At 71.6% G+C, this 24,920-nt stretch carries 28 protein-coding genes; 8 read left to right on the top strand and 20 right to left on the bottom strand.

Features of this window, described 5'->3' with window-relative positions:
* The first annotated feature begins 2 nt into the window (after positions 1-2).
* Positions 3-638: a uracil phosphoribosyltransferase gene (upp, locus tag IO20_RS0107900; protein ID WP_030549654.1), complete on the top strand. Its 636-nt coding sequence runs from the start codon at positions 3-5 to the stop codon at positions 636-638.
* Positions 639-711: 73 nt separating this feature from the next.
* Here upp and IO20_RS0107895 read toward each other — a convergent pair whose 3' ends face one another.
* Both IO20_RS0107895 and IO20_RS0107890 read right to left on the bottom strand, forming a co-directional pair.
* Positions 712-1,341 carry a LytR C-terminal domain-containing protein gene (locus IO20_RS0107895; protein WP_037634883.1) on the bottom strand — a complete coding sequence of 210 codons (630 nt, stop codon included), beginning with the start codon at positions 1,339-1,341 and terminating at the stop codon, positions 712-714.
* A gap of 116 nt (positions 1,342-1,457) precedes the next feature.
* The gene (locus tag IO20_RS0107890; RefSeq protein WP_015034993.1) at positions 1,458-1,754 is read right to left on the bottom strand and encodes a type II toxin-antitoxin system VapB family antitoxin; all 297 of its coding nucleotides are present in this window, start codon (positions 1,752-1,754) and stop codon (positions 1,458-1,460) included.
* A gap of 97 nt (positions 1,755-1,851) precedes the next feature.
* Between IO20_RS0107890 and IO20_RS0107885 the strand changes: the two genes are divergently transcribed.
* A complete protein-coding gene (locus IO20_RS0107885; RefSeq protein WP_030549652.1) occupies positions 1,852-3,528 on the top strand; it encodes a helicase HerA-like domain-containing protein in 1,677 nt (558 codons plus the stop codon).
* Here IO20_RS0107885 and IO20_RS0107880 read toward each other — a convergent pair whose 3' ends face one another.
* From IO20_RS0107880 to IO20_RS0107860, 5 genes are all read right to left on the bottom strand, one after another.
* Entirely contained in the window at positions 3,529-5,082 is a 1,554-nt protein-coding gene (locus IO20_RS0107880) for a M28 family metallopeptidase (RefSeq protein WP_030549651.1), read from the bottom strand.
* Between the two features lie 130 nt (positions 5,083-5,212).
* On the bottom strand, positions 5,213-5,836 hold the full coding sequence (locus IO20_RS0107875) for an HhH-GPD-type base excision DNA repair protein (RefSeq protein WP_030549650.1): 624 nt from the start codon (positions 5,834-5,836) through the stop codon (positions 5,213-5,215).
* A 43-nt stretch (positions 5,837-5,879) separates the two neighbouring features.
* Complete coding sequence (pip, locus tag IO20_RS0107870; RefSeq protein ID WP_030549649.1) at positions 5,880-6,830, bottom strand: prolyl aminopeptidase; 951 nt, start codon at positions 6,828-6,830, stop codon at positions 5,880-5,882.
* A 65-nt stretch (positions 6,831-6,895) separates the two neighbouring features.
* Positions 6,896-7,468, bottom strand: a complete 573-nt coding sequence (locus IO20_RS0107865) for an RBBP9/YdeN family alpha/beta hydrolase (RefSeq protein ID WP_030549648.1) — start codon at positions 7,466-7,468, stop codon at positions 6,896-6,898.
* 118 nt (positions 7,469-7,586) lie between these two features.
* Positions 7,587-8,222: a TetR/AcrR family transcriptional regulator gene (locus tag IO20_RS0107860; RefSeq protein ID WP_030549647.1), complete on the bottom strand. Its 636-nt coding sequence runs from the start codon at positions 8,220-8,222 to the stop codon at positions 7,587-7,589.
* Positions 8,223-8,424: 202 nt separating this feature from the next.
* On the opposite strand from IO20_RS0107860, the gene wrbA reads away from it, so the two are divergent.
* Positions 8,425-9,036, top strand: a complete 612-nt coding sequence (gene wrbA / locus IO20_RS0107855) for an NAD(P)H:quinone oxidoreductase (protein WP_030549646.1) — start codon at positions 8,425-8,427, stop codon at positions 9,034-9,036.
* 56 nt (positions 9,037-9,092) lie between these two features.
* Here wrbA and IO20_RS0107850 read toward each other — a convergent pair whose 3' ends face one another.
* A complete protein-coding gene (locus IO20_RS0107850) occupies positions 9,093-9,380 on the bottom strand; it encodes a metal-sensitive transcriptional regulator (protein WP_030549645.1) in 288 nt (95 codons plus the stop codon).
* A gap of 80 nt (positions 9,381-9,460) precedes the next feature.
* Between IO20_RS0107850 and IO20_RS0107845 the strand changes: the two genes are divergently transcribed.
* Positions 9,461-10,063 (top strand): rhodanese-like domain-containing protein, encoded by a 603-nt coding sequence (locus tag IO20_RS0107845; RefSeq protein ID WP_030549644.1) that lies wholly within the window; start codon positions 9,461-9,463, stop codon positions 10,061-10,063.
* Here IO20_RS0107845 and IO20_RS0107840 read toward each other — a convergent pair.
* Positions 10,039-10,743, bottom strand: a complete 705-nt coding sequence (locus IO20_RS0107840) for a TetR/AcrR family transcriptional regulator (RefSeq protein ID WP_030549643.1) — start codon at positions 10,741-10,743, stop codon at positions 10,039-10,041. The two genes, IO20_RS0107845 and IO20_RS0107840, sit on opposite strands and share 25 nt — an antisense overlap.
* 64 nt (positions 10,744-10,807) lie before the next feature.
* Between IO20_RS0107840 and IO20_RS0107835 the strand changes: the two genes are divergently transcribed.
* Positions 10,808-12,274 carry a DHA2 family efflux MFS transporter permease subunit gene (locus IO20_RS0107835; RefSeq protein ID WP_030549642.1) on the top strand — a complete coding sequence of 489 codons (1,467 nt, stop codon included), beginning with the start codon at positions 10,808-10,810 and terminating at the stop codon, positions 12,272-12,274.
* Between the two features lie 98 nt (positions 12,275-12,372).
* On the opposite strand, the gene IO20_RS0107830 is transcribed toward IO20_RS0107835, so the two are convergent.
* Positions 12,373-12,789 (bottom strand): YciI family protein, encoded by a 417-nt coding sequence (locus IO20_RS0107830; RefSeq protein ID WP_030549641.1) that lies wholly within the window; start codon positions 12,787-12,789, stop codon positions 12,373-12,375.
* 130 nt (positions 12,790-12,919) lie between these two features.
* Between IO20_RS0107830 and IO20_RS0107825 the strand changes: the two genes are divergently transcribed.
* Positions 12,920-13,549, top strand: a complete 630-nt coding sequence (locus tag IO20_RS0107825) for a MarC family protein (RefSeq protein ID WP_030549640.1) — start codon at positions 12,920-12,922, stop codon at positions 13,547-13,549.
* A 31-nt stretch (positions 13,550-13,580) separates the two neighbouring features.
* Here the strand turns inward: IO20_RS0107825 and IO20_RS0107820 are convergent, their stop codons facing one another.
* From IO20_RS0107820 to IO20_RS0107805, 4 genes are all read right to left on the bottom strand, one after another.
* Entirely contained in the window at positions 13,581-14,783 is a 1,203-nt protein-coding gene (locus IO20_RS0107820; RefSeq protein WP_245684892.1) for a winged helix DNA-binding domain-containing protein, read from the bottom strand.
* Between the two features lie 64 nt (positions 14,784-14,847).
* Positions 14,848-15,906 carry an aldo/keto reductase gene (locus tag IO20_RS0107815; protein WP_030549638.1) on the bottom strand — a complete coding sequence of 353 codons (1,059 nt, stop codon included), beginning with the start codon at positions 15,904-15,906 and terminating at the stop codon, positions 14,848-14,850.
* A 46-nt stretch (positions 15,907-15,952) separates the two neighbouring features.
* Positions 15,953-16,792: an alpha/beta fold hydrolase gene (locus IO20_RS0107810; RefSeq protein WP_030549637.1), complete on the bottom strand. Its 840-nt coding sequence runs from the start codon at positions 16,790-16,792 to the stop codon at positions 15,953-15,955.
* Between the two features lie 41 nt (positions 16,793-16,833).
* Complete coding sequence (locus tag IO20_RS0107805) at positions 16,834-17,820, bottom strand: ArsR/SmtB family transcription factor (RefSeq protein WP_030549636.1); 987 nt, start codon at positions 17,818-17,820, stop codon at positions 16,834-16,836.
* A 115-nt stretch (positions 17,821-17,935) separates the two neighbouring features.
* Between IO20_RS0107805 and IO20_RS0107800 the strand changes: the two genes are divergently transcribed.
* Positions 17,936-19,177 (top strand): MDR family MFS transporter, encoded by a 1,242-nt coding sequence (locus IO20_RS0107800; protein ID WP_051874434.1) that lies wholly within the window; start codon positions 17,936-17,938, stop codon positions 19,175-19,177.
* Positions 19,178-19,187: 10 nt separating this feature from the next.
* Here IO20_RS0107800 and IO20_RS0107795 read toward each other — a convergent pair whose 3' ends face one another.
* The 4 genes from IO20_RS0107795 to IO20_RS0107780 all read right to left on the bottom strand — a co-directional run bounded on the left by IO20_RS0107795 (position 19,188) and on the right by IO20_RS0107780 (position 22,864).
* Positions 19,188-19,397: a DUF4287 domain-containing protein gene (locus IO20_RS0107795; RefSeq protein ID WP_030549634.1), complete on the bottom strand. Its 210-nt coding sequence runs from the start codon at positions 19,395-19,397 to the stop codon at positions 19,188-19,190.
* 58 nt (positions 19,398-19,455) lie between these two features.
* A complete protein-coding gene (locus tag IO20_RS0107790; RefSeq protein WP_106978585.1) occupies positions 19,456-21,687 on the bottom strand; it encodes an FtsX-like permease family protein in 2,232 nt (743 codons plus the stop codon).
* A 17-nt stretch (positions 21,688-21,704) separates the two neighbouring features.
* A complete protein-coding gene (locus tag IO20_RS0107785) occupies positions 21,705-22,379 on the bottom strand; it encodes an ABC transporter ATP-binding protein (RefSeq protein ID WP_030549632.1) in 675 nt (224 codons plus the stop codon).
* A gap of 71 nt (positions 22,380-22,450) precedes the next feature.
* Positions 22,451-22,864 (bottom strand): hypothetical protein, encoded by a 414-nt coding sequence (locus tag IO20_RS0107780; RefSeq protein WP_030549631.1) that lies wholly within the window; start codon positions 22,862-22,864, stop codon positions 22,451-22,453.
* A 207-nt stretch (positions 22,865-23,071) separates the two neighbouring features.
* Between IO20_RS0107780 and IO20_RS0107775 the strand changes: the two genes are divergently transcribed.
* Positions 23,072-23,650 (top strand): hypothetical protein, encoded by a 579-nt coding sequence (locus IO20_RS0107775; RefSeq protein WP_051874433.1) that lies wholly within the window; start codon positions 23,072-23,074, stop codon positions 23,648-23,650.
* Between the two features lie 110 nt (positions 23,651-23,760).
* Here IO20_RS0107775 and IO20_RS0107770 read toward each other — a convergent pair whose 3' ends face one another.
* Entirely contained in the window at positions 23,761-24,570 is an 810-nt protein-coding gene (locus tag IO20_RS0107770) for a VOC family protein (protein ID WP_030549629.1), read from the bottom strand.
* A 128-nt stretch (positions 24,571-24,698) separates the two neighbouring features.
* Positions 24,699-24,914 (bottom strand): hypothetical protein, encoded by a 216-nt coding sequence (locus tag IO20_RS0107765; RefSeq protein WP_030549628.1) that lies wholly within the window; start codon positions 24,912-24,914, stop codon positions 24,699-24,701.
* Positions 24,915-24,920: the final 6 nt, after the last annotated feature.

The following is a 24,920-nucleotide window of genomic DNA, read 5'->3' as shown; positions in this document are numbered from 1 at the left end:
TCATGCGTCTCCACGTCGTCGATCACCCGCTGGTCGCCCACAAGCTCACCACGCTGCGCGACAAGCGCACGGACTCCGCGACCTTCCGTCGGCTCGCCGACGAGCTGGTCACCCTGCTCGCCTACGAGGCCACCAGGGACGTCCGCACCGAGCAGGTCGACATCGAGACCCCCGTCACGCCCACGAGCGGCGTCAAGCTGTCGCACCCGCGTCCGCTGGTGGTCCCGATCCTGCGTGCCGGGCTCGGCATGCTCGACGGCATGGTCCGGCTGCTCCCGACCGCCGAGGTCGGCTTCCTCGGCATGATCCGCAACGAGGAGACGCTGGAGGCGTCGACCTACGCCACGCGGATGCCGGAGGACCTCTCGGGCCGCCAGGTGTACGTCCTCGACCCGATGCTGGCGACGGGCGGCACGCTGGTCGCGGCGATCGAGGAGCTCATCAAGCGCGGCGCCGACGACGTGACCGCGGTCGTCCTCCTCGCCGCCCCGGAGGGCGTCGAGGTCATGGAGCGGGAACTCGCGGGCACGCCGGTCACCGTCGTGACGGCCTCGGTCGACGAGCGCCTCAACGAGAACGGCTACATCGTCCCGGGCCTGGGCGACGCGGGCGACCGCATGTACGGCTCGGCGGAGTAGAAGTCACGCCGGCTCCGCCGAGTGGACGTCACGTCGGCTCGGCGGAGTGGTCACTACTGGATCCCGGGGATCCTCAGCACTTTCCGGTCGGTACGGGCGCGGGCTTGGTCAGGGCGACCAGGGCCGCGTCCGCCGTCGCTTTCGGGGCCAGGTTCTTGAAGGCGGTCCCGATGATCAGGTCCACGTCCGCCGTGCCCCGCGTGTCCGTCTTGGTCGTGGCGCCCTTGAGCTGGGTGCCGAGGACCGGGAAGGCGCCCTTGGCTGCGGTCGTGGCGCCGAGGAGCAGGCCGGCGCCCGGAACCTTCTTGTCGTACGCCGTGGGCGCGTTGCCGACCTTGCCGATCTTGAAGCCGCGCTTCTTGAGCTCGTCCGCGGTCGTCTTGGCGAGACCGCTGCGCGGGGTCGCGTTGTAGACGTTGACCGTGATCTGGCCGGGCTTGGGGAGGATCACGGCGGGCGCGGTGGTCGCCCTGGCGACGGGTTTGCAGTCGGCCTGCTTCCCGGCGGTGGTCTTCTTCCCCTCTTCGCCGGAGAAGACGTCGACGAGCTGGAGCGTGCCCCAGCCGGCCGCGCCGAGCACGATCACGGCGGCAGCTGCCGCGAGGACGATCCTGCGCCGGCGATGGGGGCGGCGCATGCGCGGGTAGACGTCCCCCGTGATGCGGTACTTTCCGCCCATTCCGGGGGGAGTGAGCATGCTCATGAACGCAGCGTAATGCCGCCCGTCGGCGATGCCTACTTGATGATCATGTGATCGCGTCCGGATGGGGGCGAACTGACCCCGAAAGGGTCAGTGGGAGCGGGGCCGACCGGGCCGGCTCAGTCCATTTCCAGGACGCGGGCGTGCAGCACCTGGCGCTGCTGGAGCGCCGCGCGGACGGCGCGGTGCAGTCCGTCCTCGAGGTAGAGATCGCCCTGCCACTTCACGACGTGCGCGAAGAGGTCGCCGTAGAACGTGGAGTCCTCGGCGAGGAGCGTCTCCAGGTCCAGCTGGCCCTTGGTGGTGACCAGCTGATCGAGGCGGACCGGGCGCGGGGCGACGTCCGCCCACTGCCGGGTGCTTTCCCGGCCGTGGTCGGGATACGGCTTTCCGTTTCCGATGCGCTTGAAGATCACACGGAAAGCCTACCGGGCGAGCGGCTCCCGGCGCAGCCACGCGAGGACGGTGGGATGCTGGTGCGAACCGTGACATAAGGGAAATCGGGGTGCCGTCATGAGTGTGAGTGAGCAGCCGCAGGACGCTCCGGGCGCCCAAGCCGCCCCGGCCCCGGCTGCCCCGGCCGGGCCCGCTCTCCCCGCCCCCGCCGCCGAGATCGCCACCGGATACGCCTTCGCCGACGAAGCACTCGAACTGGGGGCCCTGCTCTGGGACGGCGTGTGTCACCCGGACGCGCCGGTCCGCATCCCGCTGTCCGTCCTCAACCGCCACGGCCTGGTGGCCGGCGCGACGGGCACCGGCAAGACGAAGACGCTCCAGCTGATCGCCGAGCAGCTGTCGGCGCACGGGGTGCCGGTCTTCCTCGCCGACATCAAGGGCGACGTCTCCGGCGTCTCGGCCCCCGGCGAGGACGGCGAGAAGATTCGGGAGCGGGCCGCGCAGGTCGGTCAGACCTGGGAGGCGAAGGGCTTCCCCTGCGAGTTCTACGGCCTCGGCGGCACCGGCCCCGGCATCCCGGTGCGCGCCACGGTGACCGGTTTCGGCCCCGTGCTCCTCTCCAAGGTGCTCCAGCTCAACCGGACGCAGGAGCAGTCGCTCGGCCTGATCTTCCACTACGCGGACTCCAAGGGCCTGGAGCTCGTGGACCTCAAGGACCTGCGGGCGGTGGTGGCCTTCCTGGTCTCGGACACCGGGAAGGCCGAGCTGAAGGGGATCGGCGGGCTCTCGACGGTGACGGCCGGGGTGATCCTGCGGGCGCTCACGGCCTTCGAGCAGCAGGGCGCCGGCGGGTTCTTCGGGGAGCCCGAGTTCGACACGTCGGAGTTCCTGCGGACGGCGGCGGACGGGCGCGGCATCGTCTCGGTGCTCGAGCTGCCGGCCGTGCGGGACAGGCCGCGGCTCTTCTCGACCTTCCTCATGTGGATGCTCGCGGACCTCTTCCACGACCTTCCGGAGGTCGGCGACCTGGAGAAGCCGAAGCTGGTCTTCTTCTTCGACGAGGCGCATCTGCTCTTCGACGGGGCGTCGAAGGCGTTCCTGGAGTCGATCACCCAGACGGTGCGGCTGATCCGCTCGAAGGGGATCGGCGTGTTCTTCGTGACGCAGACCCCGAAGGACGTTCCCTCCGACGTGCTCGCCCAGCTCGGCAACCGGGTGCAGCACGCGCTGCGCGCCTTCACCCCGGACGACGCCAAGGCCCTCAGGGCGACCGTACGGACGTTCCCGAAGTCGCCGTACGACCTGGAGGAGGTGCTCACGGGACTCGGTACGGGCGAGGCCGTGGTCACCGTACTGAGCGACAGGGGAGCCCCGACCCCGGTGGCGGCGACCCGGCTGCGGGCGCCCGAGTCGCTGATGGCGCCGATCGACGCGGCGGCCCTGGACGCGGCGGTGAAGGCTTCCCCGCTCCACGGGCGGTACGCGGAGGCGGTGGACCGGGAGTCGGCGTACGAGAGGCTGACGGCCGAGCAGCGGGCGGCGGAGACGGCGGCGCTGGAGGCGGCGGCGCAGGAGGCCGACAAGGAGGCCGACAAGGAGGCCGACAAGGACGCGGCACAGGAGGCCGCCGAGGCGCGGAAGGGGGCGAGGGCTCCCCGGGAGAAGGAGGAGCCCTCGCTGGCCGAACAGGTGGTGGGCAGCGGGATCTTCACGTCCCTGGCCCGGTCGATCGGCACCCAGCTGGGCCGGGAGATCAGCCGCTCGCTCTTCGGGACGGCCCGCCGGCGGCGGTGACTACTCGGTGACCTCGTGGTGGTCGTCGTGCAGGCCGCCGCCGCTGCCCGCGTCGCCCTCGGTCGGGACGGAGACGACCGGCTTGCGCAGCGAGGAGATGTCGTGGGCGTAGGTGCCCACGGCGTTGGCGATGACGTCGATGTTCACGTCGAAGGCCGTCATGTTGACGTTGCTGAGGTCGTCGCCCGCGGCGTGGTAGTTCACGTCGTACGCGACACCCGCCTCGCCGCCGTACCTGGCCGCCTGGGCGGCGGTCTTGACGCCCTCGGCGCCGGTGAAGGTGCCGCCGGAGGGGATGCCGACCGCGATGAACGGGCCGTAGTCGGAGCGGCCGGTGAAGTCGGTGCCCTCGTGCGGGACTCCGCGCCGGTCCATGAAGTCGGTGATGTCGCGCTCCAGTTGGGCCGAGCCCTCCGGGCCCGGGTCCGCGCCGACGCCGTCGGAGTTGTCGCCGTCGTACACGAACAGGCCGTAGTTCGGCGAGGCGATCATGTCGAAGTTGAGGTAGAGCTTGATCTCCTTCTTGTCGAGCGCCGTCAGGTTGTTCACGTAGTGCTTGGAGCCGAGGAGGCCGACCTCCTCCGCCGACCACCAGGCGAAGCGGACCTTGTTGCGGACCTTGTCCTTCGACTGGGCGAGCTCCAGGGCGGCCTGGAGGAGACCGGCGGATCCTGAGCCGTTGTCGTTGATGCCGGGGCCCGCGGTGACGGAGTCGAGGTGCGAGCCGAGCATGACGGTGTTGGCGGCGTTGCCGCCCTTCGTCTCCGCGATGACGTTGTTGGTGACGCGCTTCTCCTGGAGCTGGCGGATCTCCAGGTCGAGCGAGACCGGGCCGTTCGCGAGGTCGGCGGCGAGCCGGTCGCCCTCGGCCTGACTGATGCCGCCGGTCGGGATCTTGCCGGCGCCAGGCTCGCTGAGCGTGCCGGAGAGGACGCCGGTGACGTTGTTGTAGATGACGGCGGCGGCGGCGCCCGCCGCGGCGGCCTGCTGCTGCTTGATCGCGAAGGAGCAGCCGCCGCGCTTGATCAGCGCGATCTTGCCGGTGAAGGTGCCGGAGGCGTAGTCGCCCGGCTCGCAGCCGGTGGTGCCGTCGGCGTCGACGGGCACGGCGGCGAGGGCGGCGGTGATGCCGCCGACGGGGGTGGAGGTGGTGTACGTCATCGCCCTGATGTCGAGCGGCTGGGGCGTGGTGCCGACGACGGAGGCCTTCTCGGTGAGCGTCTCCGTGTAGATGAAGTCGAACTTCTCGTACGAGACGTCGTAGCCGGCCTTCTTGAGCTGCGTGTACACGTACGCGGCCGAGGCGTCGTGGCCGAGCGTTCCGGCGGCGCGGTTGCCGCCGGCCGAGTCGGATATCGCCTGGAACTTCTGCAGGTGCTTGTAGGCGTCCTGAGCGGACGTTTCGCGGACCAGCTTCTTCGCCAGCCTGGCGGCATCGCGGGCGGGTGCGGCCGCGGGGTCCTGCCCGGCGGTGGCCGGGGAGGAGAGGACCAGCGGGGTGGCGAGGGCGGCGGCGGCCAGAATGGCCGCGGCTCGGCGCTGGGTAGCGTTCACAGAAGTCCTTCCCGTTACGGACGAGGTTGAGGGGAAGTTAGCGATCCGCCGGGCGTTCTGTGAACACCTTCTCCACAATTCCTCTCGCAAGGAACAGGATTGGAATGTGGAATTATCAATTCCCGGAGGATTAGGTGTCCTTCGCGGCTTTCGCGGCCTTCTCCGCCTTCTCTGCCTTCTCCGCCTTCGCGGCGGCCTTCATCTCCTGCTTGTGCGCACGCACCTTCGCCAGCGACTCCGGCCCGGTGATGTCGGCCGCCGAGCGGTACGAGCCCTGCTCGCCGTACGGTCCCGCCGCCTCCCGCCAGCCGGTGGGCCGCACCCCGTACCGCTTGCCGAGCAGGGCCAGGAAGATCTGCGCCTTCTGCTTCCCGAAGCCGGGCAGCGCCTGGAGCCGCGTGAGCAGCTCCTTCCCCGTGGCGGCGTCCGCCCAGACGGCCTCGGCATCGCCCCCGTACTCCTCGACGAGGAACCGGCACAACTGCTGCACGCGCTGCGCCATCGACCCCGGGTAGCGGTGCACGGCCGGCTTCTCGGAGAGCAGGGCGGCGAACTCCTCCGGGTCCCGGGCGGCGATCTCGTGCGCGTCGAGATCGTCCGCGCCGAGCCGGGTGGCGATGGTGTACGGCCCGGAGAAGGCCCACTCCATCGGGACCTGCTGGTCGAGGAGCATGCCGACGAGCGCGGCGAGCGGGGACCGGCCGAGGAGGGCGTCGGCCTCCGGCTGCTGGGCGAGATGGATCTCGGGGCTCATGCCTCAGATCATCCCGCCCGGGAAGACCGCGCGCCCGGTGGACTCACCCCTTCGCGAAGCCGTCCAGGGCGGTCAACAGATGCCTCCTGGTCTCCTCGCCGCCCAGGTGACCGGCGCCCTCGACCACCCGCAGCTCCGCCCCGGACCAGACCCGCGCCAGCTCCCAGGCGGTAATGAGGGGGCCCGCGAGGTCGGCGCGTCCGTGGACGAGGACGCCGGGGATGCCGGCGAGCCGGTGGGCGTCCCGGAGCAGCGCCCCCTCCTCCAGCCAGGCGCCGTGCGCGAAGAAGTGCGAGCAGATCCGGACGAAGCCGAGCCGGGCGTCGTCGACGCGGTCGGTGTACGGGGTGCCCATGCCCTCCAGGGAGAGCACGGCGTCCTCCCAGGCGCACCAGTCGGCGGCGGCCCTGCGCCGTACGGCGGGGTCGGGGTGCTCCATGAGGGCGGCGTAGGCGGCGACGAGTTCGGCGGCCGGGGTGCCCGTCGGCCGGTCCGCCCCGGCCCGGAAGCGCTCGTGGGCCTCGGGGAAGATCTGGCCGACCCCCTCGTACAGCCACTGGATCTCGGAGCGGCGGGTGGTGGTCACACCGGCGAGCACGATCGCGGAGACGCGCTCGGGATGGGCCTCGGCGTACGCCAGGATCAGGGTCGACCCCCAGGAGCCGCCGAACAGCAGCCAGCGGTCGATCCCGAGGTGCTCGCGCAGCCGCTCCATGTCGGCGACCAGGTGCGCGGTGGTGTTCACCGCCATGTCGGTGGCGGGATCGCTCGCGTGCGGGGTGGAGCGGCCGCAGCCACGCTGGTCGAAGAGGACGAGCCGGTACGCCTCCGGGGCGAAGAACCGCCGGCTGTGCGGGGACGACCCGGAACCCGGCCCGCCGTGGACGACGAGCGCGGCCCGGCCCGCCGGGTTGCCGGAGACCTCCCAGTGGACACGGTTGCCGTCGCCCACGTCGAGCGAACCCTGGTCGTACGGTGCGGTCTCCGGGTGCATCCGGCGGAGCCTACCGGCCGGGGACGCGGGTGGCGGAGTGGCTTCCGGCCGGCCGGTGGCCGGTCCTACCGGCCCTTGATCCGTACGGTCGGGTCCTCGCACCACTCCAGGACCGAGGCCCACTCCCCGTACCCCGAGTCGGGGTTGAGGTGCTCGCCGCCCGGTACGTGGTCCAGGTCGAGGCCGAGCGGGACCCCGTAGTGCAGGTCGGCGCCCTCGGGGCAGTACGGGTCGCCGTCGCCGTACACGAGCCGTGCGTCGAGCCCCTCCTGCGCCAGGTCGAGCCCGTCCGCGAACTCGGCGATCCCGGGAATCGACGCGGTCACGGGCGGCGAGGGCGGAGCGACGAGCAGCACCCGGTCGGCGTCGGGCCGACGGTCACCGGCCCGTAGCCACAGCAGCACGGACAGACTGTGCGCCAGGACCACGAACTCCCCCTCGGCCGGCCGCTCCCCGTGCTCCTCAAGGGCCGCGAGCCACTCCGCGAGCACCGGCGCGTCGGCCTCGGGCAGCTGCGGATACCGCACGTCGTGCCCCCGCTCCCGCAGCCGCCCGGCGAGCCAGTGCTGCCAGTGCCCGGCCGGCCGGTGGTTCTGGTAGCCGTGCAGGATCAGAAAGGTCTTCGCATCACTGGTCATGGCGCGATCGTGCGCTCCACCGGGCGGCTCGGTCCAGAGGGTTCCAACGGGTGGACGGGCGAGTGACCGCAGGGGCCGGGCCCGGCCGGCGGCACGGGCTGGGGGCGTGCCCGTCGCCTCAGGCCCGCAGGCGGAGCAGTTCCCGTACGCCCGCCTTCAGGCGGTCCGCCGACAGTTCCTGTTCGACCGTCAGGTGGTGCACGACGTCGGGGGAGAAGGGCGCGAGCAGCAGGTGGGCCAGGAGCGTGCTGTCCGAGCCGGGCCTGAGCCGGCCGATCAGCAGGGCCACGTGCGTGTGCATCACCCGGTACGCGCCGCTGTGATAGCGGGCGCGGGGCGCGGCGGAGTGGGCGGCGAGCAGGATCTCGCGCTGTTCGCCGACCCGGTCGACGAGCGCGTCGAGGAAGGCGTCGATCCGCTCGGCGGCGGGGGCACCGGGCCCCAGCGGCGGCGGCCCGCTCATGTACGCCTCCTGGAACTGGCGCTCGCGGTCGTCGAGGAGCGCCCACAGGAGCTGGGAGACGTCGCCGAAGCGGCGGTAGACGGTGCCGACGCCGATGCCGCTGGCGTGGGCGACCTGGTTCATGGTGACGGCGTCGGGGCCGTCCTCGGCGACGATCCGGGCGGCCGCGTCGAGGATCTTCCGCCGGTTGCGGGCCGCGTCGGCGCGCTCGGGGGCGGGGGCGCCGACGGTGGGGAGCAGCCCGAGCAGCGGCGCCGCCGCGCCTCCGGCCTGCGGGTTCTCCGTGCTCATCTGTCGGCTCCTCTGCCCTTGGTGCGCGTCCCGTCTCCCCGTTCGGGCCGCTCTCGCTCGTCCAGCGCGCGCGCCGGTCGTCTCCGCTCCGGGCGCTCTCTGATGCGAGCATACCCGCCCCCCTTGCGAACCGGATAGCAATCCGTTTAGCGTGAAGCCGTCCACGGGAAACGGAAAGTAATCCGGTTGAGGAGAGTCCGCCATGTCCGTCAAGGTCGCCGTCATCTACTACTCGGCCACCGGCGCCGTCCACCAGCTCGCCCAGGCCGTCGCCGAGGGCGCCGAGAAGACCGGCGCAGAGGTGCGCCTGCGCCGGGTGCCCGAACTGGCCCCCGACGCCGCCATCGACGCGAACCCGGCCTGGCGGGCCCATGTGGACGCCACCGGTGAGATCGGGACCGCGACGCTCGAAGACCTGGAGTGGGCGGACGCGTACGCGCTCGGCTCCCCGACCCGCTTCGGCAACGTGGCGGCGCAGCTGAAGCAGTACATCGACACCACGGGCGGGCTGTGGCAGCGGGGCGTCATGGCGGACAAGCCCGCGACCGCCTTCACCAGCGCGCACAACCTGCACGGGGGCAACGAGTCGACGCTGCTCGCGCTCTACAACACCTTCCACCACTGGGGTTCGGTGATCGTCTCGCCCGGCTTCACGGACCCGGCGGTGTACGCGGCCGGCGGCAACCCGTACGGCACCGCGCACCCAGCCGCCAACGGCGCCCCGGCGGAGAACGTCCTCCAGGCCGCCCGCTACCAGGGCGCCCGCCTCACGAAGATCGCGAAGCGACTCAAGGGCCTCGCGGACCCCGTCTGATCAACACGTGATCAGCGCCTGATCAGTGCCCCCGGGAGGTGTCCCCGGGGGCACTGCTATGCCAGCGACAGGAACAGCTTCTCCAGGCGCGCGCGCATCGCGTCCCGGCCCTCGCCGTTCTCCTGGCCTTCCTCGATGCCGGTCAGGCACTGCTGGAGGCCGGTCGCGATGATCGCGAAGCCCGCCCGGTCGAGGGCGCGCGAGGCGGCGGCGAGCTGGGTCACGACCTCCTCGCAGTCGCGTCCCTCCTCGATCATCCGGATCACTCCGGCGATCTGCCCCTGGGCCCGGCGCAGTCGGTTCAGTATCGCCTTGAGCTCCGCTCCCGCGAGATCGAGTTCCACAGTTACTCCTCCACAGATACCCCAGGGGGTAACTTACTCTTCAGCACGGGGCCCGTCGAAGACCAAGGATGACACCTGCCATGAACGCACCCGTCCGGCTCGACCCCGACCAGGCCCGCGTCCGCCTGGCCGAACTGACCGTCGTCGACGTGCGCACACCCGGCGAGTACGCCTCCGGCCACGTGCCCGGCGCCCTCAACGTCCCGCTCGACCGGTTCGACCAGGCCGTTCCCGCGCTCCGGGAGGCGGCGGCCCGCGGCGGGCTGCTCGTCGTCTGCCAGTCCGGCGGCCGCTCGGCCACCGCCTGCGCCCGGCTCGCGGCACACGGCGTCACCGTCCACGACCTCGACGGCGGTACGAGCGGCTGGGCCGCCCGCGGTCACGGTCTCGAGCGCCCGGCGGGCGCCCCGGCGAAGCCGGTGTGGGCGATGGACCGGCAGGTCCGCCTGGTCGCCGGTTCGCTCGTCCTCCTCGGGCTCGCCCTCGGGCTCCTCGTCCACCCCGCGTTCCAGCTGCTCTCGGCGGGCGTCGCGGGTGGGCTCGTCTTCTCGGCGCTCACCAACACCTGCGGCATGGCCCTGATGCTCGGCAAGCTCCCGTACAACCGGGGGAGTGCGGGCGTGGTGGACGACCTGGACGCGACCCTGGCCCGGCTCCGTCAGGGGGCGGGGGCGGGCGAGTAGCGGCGGAGGAACATCTCGGCCCCGTCGACCACGAGCCGCTCGCCCAGCTCCTCGCCGAGCTCCGTCCCGTACTGCTCGAACACCATCTGCGGGAAGACGAGCAGCGAGTAGAGCTGGAGGACGGCGACCTCCAGGTCGGGGATGTCGAGGGTGCCCCGGTCCGCGAGCGTGCGCAGGGCGTCGGCGACGGCGGGGTGGTGGCCGGCGGGGCCGTGCGCGTGCCAGGCGCGGCCCAGCTCGGGGAAGCGGTGGAGTTCGGTGGCGACGAGGGTGCGCAGGGCGCGGCCCTCGGCGTCGGCCCGCACGGCCCGGCCCCAGGCGCGGCCGGCCTCGGTGAGCGCGGCCTTGAGTTCGTCGGGTCCTTCGGCCGTGACGAGCCGCGCGAGGTCGGGTCCCCCGGCGGGTCCGCCGTCGGCCAGGGGCTCGTCGAGGGCGCCGGCGACGACGGCGGTGAAGAGGGCTTCCTTGCTGCCGAAGTGGTTGTAGACGGTCACCTTGGAGACGCCCGCCTCGGCGGCGATGGCGTCCATGCCGACGCCGAAGCCCTCGCGGAGGAAGAGGTCGCGGGCGGCCCGCACGACGGCCTGACGCTTGCGGGCGGCGCGGGGGCCGGTGGGGCCGGTGGGGCCGGCAGGTCCGGTGGTGCCGGTGGGGGCGGGCTTGGCGGCCTTGTCGTCCATGGGTTCACCCTACCAACGCAACTGTACTCTTGAGTTCAATTGTACTGTCCCGTACAGTTCAGTTATGCCCACCCACTCTTCCGCACCCTCCCCTGCCCACGCCCCGGGCCCGGGCTCCACCCCTCTCCCCGTCCAGCCGCCCCCCGACCCCCGCCGCTGGACGGCCCTGGCGATGATCTGCGCGGCCCAGTTCATGCTGATCCTCGACGTGACGGTCGTGAACGTCGCTCTGCCCGCCCTCGCCGCCGACCTCGACCTCGATCGCACCGCCCTGACCTGGGTCGTCACCGCGTACACCCTCTGTTTCGGCGGGCTCATGCTGCTCGGCGGCCGGCTCGCCGACGCCCTCGGCGCCCGCCGCGTACTCCTCACCGGCCTCGCCGTGTTCACGACCGCGTCCCTGGCCTGCGGCCTCGCGCCGAACGCCACCGTCCTGCTCGCCGGCCGCGTCTCCCAGGGCATCGGCGCCGCGCTCCTCTCCCCTGCGGCCCTCGCCCTGGTCGCCACCCTGTTCCACGGCCGCGAACGGCCCAAGGCCCTGGGCGTCTGGGCGGCCATCGGCGGTACGGGCTCGGCCGTGGGCGTCCTGCTGGGCGGTGCCCTCACGGCCGGGCCGGGATGGCCCTGGATCTTCTACGTGAACGTGCCGGTGGGCCTGGCCCTGCTCGTCATGCTCCCGAGGACCGTCCCGAGGACCACAGCGGTGAAGCGGAGCACGGGCGGCCTCGACGTCCCCGGCGCGCTCCTCGTCACGAGCGCGACCGGCGCTCTGGTCTACGGCCTGGTCCGGGCGGGCGACTCCGGCTGGACGTCGGCCGCGACCCTCCTCCCGCTGCTCGGCGCGTTCGCCCTCTACGGAGCCTTCGCGGCGGCCGAGCGGAGGAGCCGCACCCCCCTGATGGACGTCCGGATGCTCACCCGGCGACCGGTCGTCGCGGGCTCGTTCCTCATGCTCGTCGCGACGGCGCTGCTGATCTCGTTCTTCTTCCTCGGCTCGATGCGGCTCCAGCACGTCCACGGCCTCGACGCCCTCCGCACCGGCCTCCTCTTCCTCCCGGTCGCCCTCACCACGGCGATCGGCGCCCACCTCGGCTCACGCCTGGTGGCGACGGCCGGCCCCCGCGCCTGCGCGACGGGCGGCATGGCGGTCGCGGCCCTCGGCTGCCTGCCGCTCGCGCTCCTGAGCCCCGACTCGGGCCCCTGGACCACCCTCCTGCCGGCCCTCGCGACGGCGTCCCTCGGCCTCGGCGCGGTCTTCGTCACGGCGACGACGACGGCCCTGGGCCTGATCACCCCGCACGAGGCGGGCCTCGCGTCGGGCATCGTGAACACGTTCCACGAACTGGGCGGTTCCATCGGCGTGGCGGTCGTCTCCACGGTCGCCCTGGGCGCCACGGCCCCCACCCCGAACGGCCTCACGACCGCCTTCACCCTCTGCGCCGCGGCGGCGGCGACCACCGCCCTCGCCGCCCCCCTCCTCATCCCCAGAGGCCGCCCCCACCTGACGGGAGGCCCGCACGGAATGCACTGACTCAGCCGCCGCCGACCGAGCCGACGACAGTCCGTCCAGTGTCCGCGACGGGAGGGTGGGGGGAGAGCTTCCGTCTCCCCCCTTCCCGCCCGTGCGCCTCAGTCCTGGGTAGGTCCGGTCTCGTCGATCGGGCGGATGACGACGGGGTACTCAGGGGCTCCGGCCGGCTGCGGGCAGCGGGCCACCCGGGCGGCGATCTCCGTCACGCGGTCGAGGGAGGCGCAGTCGAGGACCCAGTAACCGGCGATGACCTCCTTGGTCTCCGCGTACGGGCCGTCCGTGACGACCGGCTTGCCGTCACCGTCCACCGTCACGAACCGGGTCGTGTCGGGGGCGGCGAGGCCCTGGCCGTCGAGCATCTCGCCGGATGCCGTCAGTTCCTCGTTGAGCGTGTTCATGTGGTCGAACATCGCGGTGAGGTCCGCCTTGTTCCAGGCGGGGCTGCTCGCGGTGGGGCGGCCCGTCATGGCCTCGTAGTCGGCCTGTGCGCCCTGCACCATCACCAGGTACTTCATGACGTCCTCCTCGGTTGCGGGTGGTACTGCCTCTCGCAGAAGAGTCGGAGCCGGGGGGCGGGTTCTCGACACCGCGCGGGCGCCAGCCCGAAAAACGGGAGAAATCACCCGACCGCACCATGATTCCGGTGTGAACGCCTTCAGCTTCTCCGCCGCCTTCATCGCCTTCTTCTCCGTCGTCGGCCCCCCGAAGGTCCTCCTCGCCTTCGCCGGCCTCGCCCAGGTGCACCCCGCCGCCCAGCTGCGGACCATCGCCCTGATCTCCTCCGGCGCCGCCGTCCTCGTCGGTCTCGTCACCGGCATCACGGCCCCGTGGCTGCTCGACCTCTTCCACATCAGCACTCCCGCGCTCCAACTCGCGGGCGGCGTCATCTTCTTCATCTACGCCGTGGGGCTCGTGCTCGGCCTCCACCTCGGTTCCGACACCACCCACCAGGACGCCCCGGACCTGGTCAGCGGTGTGCGCGAGCTGCTGATGCCGTACGTCGTGAGCCCGCTCGCGATGACCGCCGTCCTCATCGAGGCCGCCGCCCGCGACTCGTTCAGCTGGCGTTCCACGGTGGTCGGCGCGTACGTGACCGTCATCGCCCTCGACCTGGTCTGCGTCCTGCTGCTGGCGCGGATCCTGCGCCGCACCCACCACGCCACGATCGAGCTCCTCGGCCGCCTCCTGGGCCTGCTGCTGGCAGCCGTCGGCGTCGACCTGGTCCTCGACGGCCTCGCCGACCTGGGTGTGCCGGGCCTGTACGTACGCAAATGAGCCACTGAGGCCCCCCGCCCTCCCGGGCAGGTCACGCCGGGCCGGCGAGCTCCCGCTCCAGCGGCGTACGGAAGCGGGGCGTCACCCGTACGCCCCCCACCCAGCCCGCGAGCCGCTCCGCCTCCGCCCCGATCGCCCGCTCCGCCTCCGCGCCCACGTCCGTCAGGAGCCGGTGGACGATCCTGCCGTCCGGTCGCTGCGCCCAGCCGCCGACGATCCGGCCCTTCCACCACACGGTCGGCCCGATGTTCCCGCTGCGGTCGTACAGCGCGGCCCGGTGCTCCGGGTCCAGGTACCAGTCACGGGCCTGCCAGCCCATCGGCGTCGGGTCGAGCGCGGGCAGCAGCGCCGCCCACGGCTCCGGCTCCGGTACGGGCCCGAGGTCGTCCGGCAGGACGAAACCGGTCCCCTCCTCCAGCGTCACCGGCAGCGCCCCGACGGCGGCGAGCGCCTGGCGCACGTCGGTGACCTTCCACCCCGTCCACCACTTCAGGTCCGCCTCGGTCGCCGGCCCGCACGCCCCGAGCCACCGCCGGATCAGCTCGGCCCGCGCCTCCGCCGGGTCCCACGGCGAATGCGGAACGGCGGGCGCCCAGCGGAAGCGGCTCGACGTCCAGGTCCCCTGCGGCCGGCCCCGTACGATCCGCCCCTCCATGCCGAGCACGCGCAGCACCCGGCTGGCGACGGACTGGACGCCTTCCTGGCGCGTACCCGGCCCGTACACGTACGTCGACCTCAGCACCGGTACGGCCGTACCGAGGTCCGCGCCGGTCGCCTCCCCCCGTACGGCCAGCTCGGCGAGGACGAGCCGCTCGGTCTCCGCCAGCCACTCGACGCCGAAGGCGCTGCCGGCCGCCAAGTGCTTCAGGAGCGCGGCCCGTTCACGGACGGCGGCCGGATCGGTCGTCGACGCCTGGACGGCGGCGGCGAGCGCGGCCGGGAAGACGAAGAGCGTGTGCCGCATGCCGTGCATCCGGACGAGCGACCTCTCCTCGTACAGGGCCCGCTCGACGGCCGCGACGGGGCCGTCCCGCCCGGTCAGCCGCGCCCCCACCGCGAGGAACACGCTTGCCGGGTCCGTCCCGTGCAGCGCCACGAGCGCGTCCGCGACCTCCTCGGCGGACCCGGCCCGCGCGCCGCCGGCCAGCCGGTGCCGCACGCCGAGCCGGGCCCGGCGCTCGGCGGCGTAGATCGTCCTCGTCCCACCCGTACCCACGTTCATGCTCACGCTCATCCCCATACTGTCGCGGACGAGCGCGAGCGCCCGGGCCGGTTCACCGCCGGCCGGGCGAGCCGCGTCAGGAGGCGGCGCGCTCCTCCAACGGCCTTCGGCGCGCGGCCGGTTCGGTGAGGGAGGCCGGTCGCCAGGCCCCGTCCGGCTGGTAGAGGTTGGTCCCCGGCGGCACGATCGCGTCGATCCGGTCCAGGATCTCGTCCGTGAGCAGCACAGGAGCGCCCTTCAGCAGCCCCTCCAGCTGCTCCATGGTCCGGGGCCCGATGATCACCGAGGTCACCGCCGGGTGCGCGGCGGGGAAGGCGATGGCGAGTTCGGGCAGGGTGCACCCGATCTCGTCCGCGAGCGCGACGAACTCCTCGACGGCGTCGAGCTTGGCGGCGTTGCCGGGGAGCGCCGGGTCGAAGCGGTGCGGGGTGAGCGCGGGCCGTCCGCTGGTGAGGTCGATCGGCTGCCCCTTGCGGTACTTGCCGGTGAGGAAGCCGGAGGCGAGCGGGCTCCAGGTCAGCACGCCCATTCCGTACCGCCGTGCGACGGGCAGGACGGAGGCCTCCACGCCCCGCGCGAGCAGCGAGTACGGCGGCTGCTCGGAGCGGAAGCGGCGCAGCCCGCGCCGCTCGGCGACGGCGTGGGATTCGACGATCTCCTCGGCGGGGAAGGTGGAGCAGCCGAAAGCCCGGATCTTCCCCTGGGTGACGAGGTCGCCGAGGACGCCGAGGGTCTCCTCGATGTCCGTACGGTGATCGGGCCGGTGGACCTGGTAGAGGTCGACCCAGTCGGTGCCCAGCCGCTTGAGGCTGTTCTCGACGGCCCGGGTGATCCAGCGGCGGGAGGTGCCGCCCCGGTTGGGGCCCTCGCCGCCGACGGGGAAGTACACCTTGGTGGCGAGCACGGTCGCCTCGCGGCGGACCGGGTCGCGCAGAGCCTTGCCGACGATCTCCTCGGACTCGCCGGCCGAGTACATGTCGGCGGTGTCCACGAAGTTGACGCCCTGGTCGAGGGCGGCGTGGATGATCCGTACGGAGTCCTGGTGATCCGGATTGCCGACGGCGCCGAACATCATCGTGCCGAGGCAGTACGTACTGACTTCGATCCCGGTCCCGCCGAGTATCCGATAGCGCATGGGCGGCACTCTAGGAACTGGAGTGCACTCCAAGGCAAGAGGAGACTCACGGGCCGGTGAACCCGGAGCCGCCGAGGAATCCGACGATCAACCGGTGCAGGACCTCGGGCCGCTCGAGGTGCAGGTCGTGCCCGGTGCCGGGCAGGCAGGCGCCGTGCAGTCCGGGCCGGAGCCGGACCATCTCCGCGTACTCCTCGCCGCCGATGATCCCGCCCTGGTCGCCCTGGCCGAGGACCGCGAGGGTGGGGCAGGAGACGGCGGTCCACTCGCCCCAGAAGTCGCGGGTGACGTTCTCGTCGAGGGACCGCACCATCACGTCGGGGTCGAAACGCGGCCACAGCCCGTCGGCACGCTCCTCCAGCCCACGGGCCCAGCCCTCGCCCACGGGTTGCCTGCCGCCGCCGAGGTACGTGGCGGCCGCCTCCCGTGAGGGGAACGGCACCGGCCAGGCCCGCAGCCAGCCCCCGATCTGCTCCTGGACACCGGGACCGGCCCGGCCGGGCCCGGCCTCGACGAGGACGAGGGCGCGCGGCAGCCCGGGGTGGGCGGCGGCGGTGAGCAGGGCGGTGCTCCCGCCGAGCGACTGTCCGACCAACACGGGGCACCGCAGGCCCAGTTCCTCGACGACGGCAACGGCGTCGGCCACGTACGCGGCGCGCGAGACGTCCCCGGGATGCCGCTCACTGCCGCCGTGCCCACGCTGGTCGAGCGCGACGACGCGGTGACCGGAGTCCCGCAGCAGCGGGGCGAGGGCGTCCCATTCACCGGCGTGCCCGGCGAGCCCGTGAAGCAGGAGCACGTCGGTCCCTGAGCCACCCCAGTCGTGGCAGCGCAGCCGTACACCGTCACGCACCACGAACCGCTCGGACGGAGAGAAAGAAGTCATCCCCCATGATCGCCCGGTCCCGTGACCGGTCCTTTGACCGATCACGGGTCGAGGAGCCGGTCGGCGAGGGCGGTACGGGCGTAGAGGACGGAGCGTCCGCTGCGGTGGGCGGTGACGAGCCCGGCGTTCCGCAAAGCGATGAGGTGCTGGGAGACACCGGCGGCGGAGAGGCCGCAGTGGGCGGCGAGCCGGGTGGTGGAGGCGGGGGTGTCGAGTTCGCTGAGGAGCAGGGTGCGGGAGCGCCCCAGCACGGCGGCGACGGCTTCCACGGCGTCAGTGGTACGAGGCTCCCATACGGCCCCGAAACCCCTTGCCGGATAGCCGAGTTGCGGCGGATCCGGATGGACGGACCGGGTGAGGACCCGGGGCCACGCGAAGACGGACGGAACCAGCAGCAGCCCGGAGCCGACCTGATCGCGGCTGATCGAGCAGTGGCGCCGTACGAGACGCAGGGTGCCGTCGTCCCACCGCACGGTCTCGTGGAGTTCGCTCAGGACCCGGGCCGAACCGTGCTCGGCGACCTGCCGGGCCCGATGGAAGACATCGGCCTCCAGGACCTGCTGGACGCGGGCCCAGTAGGGGGCGAGGGCGAGTTCCCAGTAGGTCTCGATCTCGTCGGCGACCTTCACGAGGGCGGCGGCGGGATCGTCGCGCAGAAGCCGCGCCCGACCGGCACCCCGTTCCCCCTCCCTCTCCTTCGCCAGCATGTCGAGATCGCTCCGCACCCGCTCGGCGGGGGTCCGGCGGATGGCGTCGAGCTCGGCGTCGAGGGTCGGGAAGGGCCCGGCGGGGGTGGGATTGAGGAAGTCGACGAGGTAGCCCCGGGCGGGAACGAGCGCGGCGAGCCAGCCACGGTCGATCCCGGCCCGCACGATCCGGGGCCTGACCTGGGCGATCCAGCGCTGGTGCGGGACGGAGTCGGGCCGACGGGCGAGGACGCGGAAACTGGTGACGACCTCCCACATGGGAGAGACCGCGAAGCGCGTCTGGGCGAGGTCGGCGGCGGAGAAGGTGAGCCCGGATTCCACGTGCGATGTCCTAGGGGTGCGCGCCGGTGGGAGGGAAAGCGATCCGCTCAGGGGGTTGGATTCGGCCTGAGCTTAATCATTGGAGGGGGCGACCCCACTCGACGAATCTCCTCCCATGCCCTCAGACACCCGGTCCTCAGCCACCCCGTCCTCCCTCATCCCCTCCTCCTTCCGCGACCTCCCGCCGGTCGTCTGGACGATCTTCGCCGGCACGATCGTCAACCGCCTCGGCTACCTGGTCACCCCGTTCCTGGTCTTCTTCCTCGCCTCGCGCGGAGTGACCGGCGCCGACACCTCATACGTCCTCGGCGCCCTCGGTGCGGGCAACCTCCTCGGCCCCGCCGTGGGAGGCGTCCTCGCCGACCGCCTGGGCCGCCGCCCCACCATGCTCATCGGCCTGGTCGGCGCCTCGGCCGCGCAGGGCGCGCTGTTCCTCGCCCCCGGCGTGTGGACGATGGCGGCGGCGGCGCTGCTGATCAGCGCTGCGGGCAGCGCGGTGTCCCCGGCGGCGTTCGCGCTCCTCGCGGACGCCGTCGACAGCGAACGCCGCCGACGCGCGTACGCCCTGTTCGGCTGGGGCGTGAACATCGGCGCCGCCGTCGCGGGCGTCCTCGGCGGCTTCCTGGCGGCCCACGGCTACTGGCTGCTCTTCGCGGTGGACGCGGGCTCGATGCTGGCCTACGCGCTGGTCGTCGCCGTCCGTCTGCCGGAGGCGAAGCGCACGACGACCGCGCGCCAGCCGGAGGAGAAGAAGGACGGCCTCGGCTACGGAGTGGTCCTCCGCGACCGCCTCGCCCTCCTCCTGTTCCCGCTCCTCGGCGTCCAGCTGTTCGTGTACTCGCTCACCGAGGTCGCCCTGCCGCTCGCGGTCCACGACAGCGGACTCTCACCGGCGGTGTACGGGGCGATGGCCGCGGTCAACGCGATCCTGGTCGTGGCCCTGCAGCCGCTGTCGACCGCCTGGCTCGCCCGGTCCCCGCAGCTCGTGGTCCAGGGCGCGGGCGGCACGCTCATCGCCGTCGGGGTGGCGCTCACGGGCCTGGCCGACGGCATCGTGGGATACACGGTCTCGGTCGTGGTCTGGTCCCTGGGCGAGGTCGTGGTCGCCGGAATCGCCGCCGGCGTCGTCGCCAACCTTGCCCCGGCCCACGCCAGGGGCCGCTACCAGGGCGCCTTCAGCTGGACATGGGGAGTGGCCCGCTTCGCGGCCCTCACCCTGGGGGTCGCCGTGTACACGACCATCGGCCCGACGATCCTCTGGTGGACGGCCCTGGTGGCGGGCACGGTGACGGCGGTGGCGACGGCGGCGCTGACGAGCCGGGTCGACGCCCGCACGTCCCACGAGCTGACGGCGTGAGCGCGCGGGGCTACTTCCCCTCGGCGAGGAAATGGGCCACGAGCGCGTTGGCGTGCCCGTGACCCATCCCGTACTCGGCCTTCAGCCAGCTGACGAGCTCCATGTGCCTGGTGAGCGGCGAGGAACGGATGAGCTCCTGCCACTCGGAGACGGGCCGCCCGTACTTCTTCTCGATGGAGGGGAAGTACGCGGCAGGACCCTTGACGACGCTCTCGGCCATGGTGCTCTCCTGGGTGAGTGATGGTGCGACGACGGGTAGACCGTCACCCGCCCGGAAACTAATCGCGCCGGATGTGCTCGGGATCGACGTGCCGCCGCACCATGGGTACGGAGGCGACCCCGGCCGCGAACAGCACCCCAAGCGCAGAGACGAGCAGCAAGGGCAGCCCGTCCCAGTCCCAGTGCACGGCACCGCCCCCGGTGATCAGGTAGCTGGACTCGGCCAGCCACCCGGTAACGACCGCCGCCCCCAGCCCCACCACCAGCGGCAGCAACACCTGCACGACCTGCACCACCCGCAACGTCCCGGCCCGAGCCCCCAACAACACGAGCGCGGCAACCTGCCCGCGCCGCTCCATGGCCCGATCAGCCACGGAGACGACGAACGCGGCGACCCCGATGACGAGCCCGAGCACCATCCCGACGAAGAGAAGACTGCGGATGACGCTGAGCTGAGCGAGCGCGTCGATGACGATCCCGACGGGGTCGACGGAGGCGGTGGGAGCGATGGCCCCGATCCCGTCGAGAACGGAACGGACGGTGGCGGGGTCGGCGTCACTCAGGAGAACGAGGTTGCCGTCTGCCATGACCGTTCCGCTGGGGAGCATCGACGGGGGAATGAGCAAGCTTGGCCCGGAGAACTTGGAGGGCTGGTAGGACCGAACCGCGACGCTTGCGTCTGGGACAGTGACGTCAAGCTTGCGCCCATTACTCAGGAGGAACGGAAAGCTCTTGCCCGGCACGGCGTCGGCGTCGATGGAGAAATCCTGATCCTGGATTCGGAGGACCTTGTCGTCGATGCATCCCTCCGCCTGCTCGACGAAAGCGGCCAGCTGCTGACAGGTGGCAACCACAGCGTACGTTCGAGGACTGCCATCTTCAGAGGATGTATGGCGGGACGTCGAGGACATCGCATGGGTGCGGACACCTGCCACTTTGGTCGCCTCAAGTTGCTGACGGGCATCCAGGTGGCTGAACGGAATCGCGTACTCCTGTACGGGACTGGTGGAGCGGCTCACCTGGTCCAGTTCGACGAGCACGCCTTGAGTGAGCGACGTTCCGAACACCAGCAGGACGAGGCCCGTAACCACCCGCAACGACGACCCGGGATCGACCTCCGTACGACGCATCGCCAATGCCATCGGCAGTGACTTGGCCGTTCCCGCCAGCCGCCGAGCCAACCACGCGGTGATAGGCGCCAGGCCGAACACGAGCCCCACACCGGTCAGCAGAACGGCACCAGGCACCAATACGGAGTTGGCCGACCCTCCTGAGGGGTCCCGGCCCATCATGCTGAGCACGCAGTACCCGCCGATGACCCCGACGCCGGGGACCAACAGCAGCATCCCCAACTTCTTCGGTCGCTTCCCTTCCCCGGTCCGGCGCACGCTGATCGGAGACTGGGCGGCTCGGCGCGCGCTGGACTGCCCTACGAACCAGGCGAGCGTCGGACAGCCCAGCAGGCATGCCGTAAGGGTCATGCCCGTCGGTCGGCCATCCGTCGGATACCAGTGCAGTCCGGGCAACCCGACGCGTGCCATGACTTCGTTGGTTGCGAAATACCCCACGACTCCGAGTACGGCTCCCACTGCGGCGGCAGCAGCGCTTTCTCCCGCATTTACCCGCAGAGTGTCCTTCTCGCTGAGCCCGACGAGGCGGAGGGCGGCGAGCCGTCGGGCGCGGGATTCACCGGAGAGTCGGGCGCAGACGGAGAGGAAGATGACGAGGGGAAGCAGCACGATGCACCCGAGGGTGAATCGGAGAACGGTGAGGGTCGACGGCTCGACGATCTCGCGCCGCGATCGGTTGGTGCCGAAGCTTCCCAACTCCTCCGCTCCGGTCAGCTCAGCCGGAGTGGTACCGATGTAGGCGTAAAGATCCTCGGTGTCGCCCAACCCCTCCGGCGCGATGATTCCCGATACACGACCCGGGACAAGTCCGGCTGCCTTCGGGTTGGCGGCGATCACCTCGGCGAGTTTCGGTGAAACGATCGCCTCGCCAGCATCAGGAAGCCCGGAGACGCCTGGAGGCACGGGAGTGGGGCCAGGGCTCGTGCGTGCGACGAACACACGGTGGAGCGGCTGGGACCCGTAGGGGTCGCGAAACTCCTGGTAGACGACGTTACTTGTACCGGAGTCCGGAGTGCGGGCGGCCGTCCGGGCATCATGGGCGGTGAGAATGGACGGAATGGTCAGCACAGCGGCAAGGCACGCCACTCCGAGGGCCGAGCCGAAGGCCATCAGGAGAAAACGGGCCTGCCCTCGGCTCCCGCTGCCCCACAGCAGGCGCATTCCGAGAAGAAACGGGCTCACACCGCCACCCGTTGAGCCAGAACACCATCCGTCATCGTGTACTGCGTATCGGCTTTGGCGGCCACATCAGCGTCGTGGGTAACGATGACCACGGCCGTCTTCTGCCTTCGCGCGAGCTGAAGAAACTCGTCCAGCACGGCAGCGGCGTTGGCGCTGTCGAGCGCCCCGGTCGGCTCGTCCGCGAACACCACGTCCGGTCGGTGAACCAGGGCCCGCGCAACAGCCACACGCTGGCTCTGGCCACCCGACAGCTTCGAGGTCCTGCGCCGCAGAAGATCGCCCAGCCCGAGTCGCCCCAGCACCTGGCCGGCCATTGCATGGGCATGGGTCTTGCTGATGCCGGCGAGCCGGAGGGGAAGCGCTGCGTTCTCCTCGACGGTCAGTTCCGGAAGGAGCTCTCCGTACTGGAAGACGAAGCCGAGGCGCGTACGGCGCAGGGCGCTCAGCTCCCCATCAGGAAGGGTGGAGAGCTGCACCCCGTCGAAAGTCACGGCCCCGCGGGAAGGGGGCAGGACTCCGGCGAGGCAGTACAAGAGAGAAGACTTGCCCGACCCGCTGCTGCCCATGATTGCGGCCACTTCGCCACGCTTGAGCGTGAAATCGGCGCTACTGACGGCCTGCTCAGTGCCGTAGAAGAGGTCCACGCCCTTGGCGCGGAGAATGACGTCCATCGTGGTCCGCACTCCCTATGAAGATATGGAGAGGGGAGCCGCTGGTCGACGGCTCCCCAAACGGTCGGCTGCTAGCGCTTGAAGGCTTGAATATGCGAGCAGTTGTTCGGCCGAAGTGCCCCACGGTCACGGCAGAGTCGCATGTCAGCCGAGTTGGTGTAGCGGGTTGCACCGTCGTGGACGGATGCCTCCAGGCGGACGCTGCGCTTCTGTACGCCCTTGAAGCGCTGCCACGGGTAGGCGTGCGGCCTCACCTCCAGGTACATGTTGTGGCCGTCGTTGTGGTCGCCGTCATGCAAGTACCCACGGAAGTGAAAGGCGCCGTGCTTCGCGCCGGCGGGCTCCCACCTGTACTCGATCTTGCTGAACTGACCGCCTGTGGTCGTAATGGGCTCGGCGACGGAACGCCACGAGTCCGCAACCGCCACCCCCATCCCCCCGAAGAACAGCCCCGCAGCCACCACTGCCGTAGCCAACTTCCTCATCGATAACCCCTGTTTGGTCGAGCCGACTGGTCATCACAGAAAGTATCGGCATCACTACACACCGGTGACCGCAGTAACGTCCCTCCCTCTCATCACCCCTCGATCCAGTGAATGACGCCCCTTGACGGCGTGATCGGCGCCTTCCCGTAGGAGTGATCAACGGTGCGCCTGCGCGAAGGAGGTGTCGGCGGCCTCAAAGATGCGCGCATGCGTTCTTCCTCTCCTTCCGCCCCCTCCTCCTCGTTGCTGCGGCGCGCCCTCGTCCCGTTCGTGGCCGCCGTCGCGCTGCTGGGTACGGCCGGCGCCTCCGTCGCCGGTGCCGTCGAGGCCTGCGGTTCGGTCATCACGGCCCCGCTCGCCCGGCCCGTATCCGCCGACGACCCCTGTCCCAGCACGGACCCCGTCGTGTGCCGGATCCGCGTCCTGCCGATGGACGAGAAGGTCGAGGCCCAGCGGACCCGGATGCGGTACCACGGGCTCCTGGACGACATGCGCCGTACCGAGGCCGCCATGCGTGAGGCGGGTTCCTCGGACGAGGAGATCGCCCGTGAGCTGGTCGACATGCGGAACCAGGCGAAGGAGATCACCCGCGCCGGTATGTCCCCGGAGGAGGTGCGGATCCTGGAAGAGCGGAACATCGCCAAGTACGGGAACCCGCTCGGCCCCACGGCTGACCAGCTCTACGCCAAGTACGGGTCCTGGCCGCAGGTGATCGACGCGTCGATGCGGACCAGCTACGCCGTCGACCGCGAACTCAGCCTCGAGTACCGGCCCTGCCCCGTCTAGTCGGGCGGCGAGCCGGCACGGAACACGCTTACGCCGGAGGGCCGGACCGCTGATGCGGTCCGGCCCTCCGGCGTGGGGCACGCCCTGCCCACGCGCGCGCGTACCCGGTGTTACTCGGCCCAGGGGAGCGTGCGCGTGCCCTCGGTACCCGGGACGGTGGCGTGGGCGTCCGCGCGCATGGCGACGTGCGCCTCCGCCGCCTCGGGGGCGTGGACCCGGCGGACCAGGTCCGGCGGGAGGACGACGGTCTGTCCGGTCGCGACCTTCTCGGTGCGGCCGTCGCAGGTGACTTCCAGGGAGCCGGCGGTGACCGTCCAGACCTGTTCGCGGCTGATGGTGTGTTCGGGCCCGGTGGCTCCGGCGGCCATCTCGACCGTCCACGTGCTGAGTTCGGCGCTGCCGCGGCTCGGGGCGGCGAGGCCGGTCATGGTCGCGTTGGGTGAGACGGTGACGGTCTCGTCCGAGGGGCTGATCACGTGCACGGCGGGAGCCTCTTCCTGTTCGGTCCGGGCGTCATCGGTGTCAGGGGTCTCGGACGTGCCCGGCGTGACCCACTCGACGAGCTGGACGACGACGCCGTTGGGGTCGGTCAGCTGGAACAGCCGCTCCCCCCAGGGCTCTTCACGAAGCGGCATCGTGATGGGGGCGCCCGCGGCGCGCAGGCGGGCCTCCTCCGCCGCGAGGTCGGTGACGGTGAACGCCAGGATCAGGCCGGCCGCCTGCTGGTCGCGCTGCTCGGGCGGGAGGACCTCGGTGCCGCGGCCGAGCAGCACGATGTCGACGGCGGCGTCCTCACGGGTGAGGGAGGCGAAACCGTCGGCGGCCATGGCCACCTGGTAGCCGAGGTGGGTGGTGAGGAACTCCCGGGAGGCGTCCACGTCGGCGACGGTGAGGGAGAGGGTGGAGGTAGAGACGTTCACGGCGGCTCCTCGGCAGGTGGGCGTGTGCGCGGGCGTGGGGGTACGGGCGACGGTGCGGTGCTCTGGCTCGGTGTGACGACCCGAGGGGCTGACCCGGGTCAGTACGACCGGGGTCGGTACGACCGGGGTCAGTACGTACGCCGCGGCGCGTGGGTCCGGGTGCGGGCAGGCGCCTCGCGGCGGCCGGTACGGGGCAGCTCGCGGAGCGGGCGCGGTGCGGCGGCCAGGGGCGTGGTCCCGGCGGTGGTGAGCGGTGTGACCGTGAGCGGCGCGTGGGCGAGCGGCGCGTGGGCGAGTGTGGTGAGCGTGCCGAGGGGGAGCGCGGTGGGGTTCAGCTTTCGCAACAGGTG

The sequence above is a fragment of the Streptomyces exfoliatus genome (assembly GCF_000725545.1).
Lineage (GTDB): Bacteria > Actinomycetota > Actinomycetes > Streptomycetales > Streptomycetaceae > Streptomyces > Streptomyces exfoliatus.
Note: the sequence above shows the minus strand (reverse complement) of the source record. Positions and strands in the feature narration are given on the sequence as shown.

Bases quoted from the DNA above. Each gene is read 5' to 3' on its own strand.
- IO20_RS0107800 (WP_051874434.1), top strand. From the start codon at position 17,936: ATGCCCTCAGACACCCGGTCCTCAGCCACCCCGTCCTCCCTCATCCCC.
- IO20_RS0107865 (WP_030549648.1), bottom strand. From the start codon at position 7,468: ATGACCAGTGATGCGAAGACCTTTCTGATCCTGCACGGCTACCAGAAC.
- IO20_RS0107785 (WP_030549632.1), bottom strand. From the start codon at position 22,379: ATGGACGTCATTCTCCGCGCCAAGGGCGTGGACCTCTTCTACGGCACT.
- IO20_RS0107885 (WP_030549652.1), top strand. From the start codon at position 1,852: ATGAGTGTGAGTGAGCAGCCGCAGGACGCTCCGGGCGCCCAAGCCGCC.
- IO20_RS0107845 (WP_030549644.1), top strand. From the start codon at position 9,461: ATGAACGCACCCGTCCGGCTCGACCCCGACCAGGCCCGCGTCCGCCTG.
- IO20_RS0107780 (WP_030549631.1), bottom strand. From the start codon at position 22,864: ATGAGGAAGTTGGCTACGGCAGTGGTGGCTGCGGGGCTGTTCTTCGGG.
- IO20_RS0107860 (WP_030549647.1), bottom strand. From the start codon at position 8,222: ATGAGCACGGAGAACCCGCAGGCCGGAGGCGCGGCGGCGCCGCTGCTC.
- IO20_RS0107815 (WP_030549638.1), bottom strand. From the start codon at position 15,906: ATGCGCTATCGGATACTCGGCGGGACCGGGATCGAAGTCAGTACGTAC.
- IO20_RS0107895 (WP_037634883.1), bottom strand. From the start codon at position 1,341: ATGAGCATGCTCACTCCCCCCGGAATGGGCGGAAAGTACCGCATCACG.
- IO20_RS0107840 (WP_030549643.1), bottom strand. From the start codon at position 10,743: ATGGACGACAAGGCCGCCAAGCCCGCCCCCACCGGCACCACCGGACCT.
- IO20_RS0107820 (WP_245684892.1), bottom strand. From the start codon at position 14,783: ATGAGCGTGAGCATGAACGTGGGTACGGGTGGGACGAGGACGATCTAC.
- IO20_RS0107790 (WP_106978585.1), bottom strand. From the start codon at position 21,687: ATGCGCCTGCTGTGGGGCAGCGGGAGCCGAGGGCAGGCCCGTTTTCTC.
- pip (WP_030549649.1), bottom strand. From the start codon at position 6,830: ATGCACCCGGAGACCGCACCGTACGACCAGGGTTCGCTCGACGTGGGC.
- IO20_RS0107835 (WP_030549642.1), top strand. From the start codon at position 10,808: ATGCCCACCCACTCTTCCGCACCCTCCCCTGCCCACGCCCCGGGCCCG.
- IO20_RS0107830 (WP_030549641.1), bottom strand. From the start codon at position 12,789: ATGAAGTACCTGGTGATGGTGCAGGGCGCACAGGCCGACTACGAGGCC.
- wrbA (WP_030549646.1), top strand. From the start codon at position 8,425: ATGTCCGTCAAGGTCGCCGTCATCTACTACTCGGCCACCGGCGCCGTC.
- upp (WP_030549654.1), top strand. From the start codon at position 3: ATGCGTCTCCACGTCGTCGATCACCCGCTGGTCGCCCACAAGCTCACC.
- IO20_RS0107810 (WP_030549637.1), bottom strand. From the start codon at position 16,792: ATGACTTCTTTCTCTCCGTCCGAGCGGTTCGTGGTGCGTGACGGTGTA.
- IO20_RS0107795 (WP_030549634.1), bottom strand. From the start codon at position 19,397: ATGGCCGAGAGCGTCGTCAAGGGTCCTGCCGCGTACTTCCCCTCCATC.
- IO20_RS0107875 (WP_030549650.1), bottom strand. From the start codon at position 5,836: ATGAGCCCCGAGATCCATCTCGCCCAGCAGCCGGAGGCCGACGCCCTC.
- IO20_RS0107775 (WP_051874433.1), top strand. From the start codon at position 23,072: ATGCGTTCTTCCTCTCCTTCCGCCCCCTCCTCCTCGTTGCTGCGGCGC.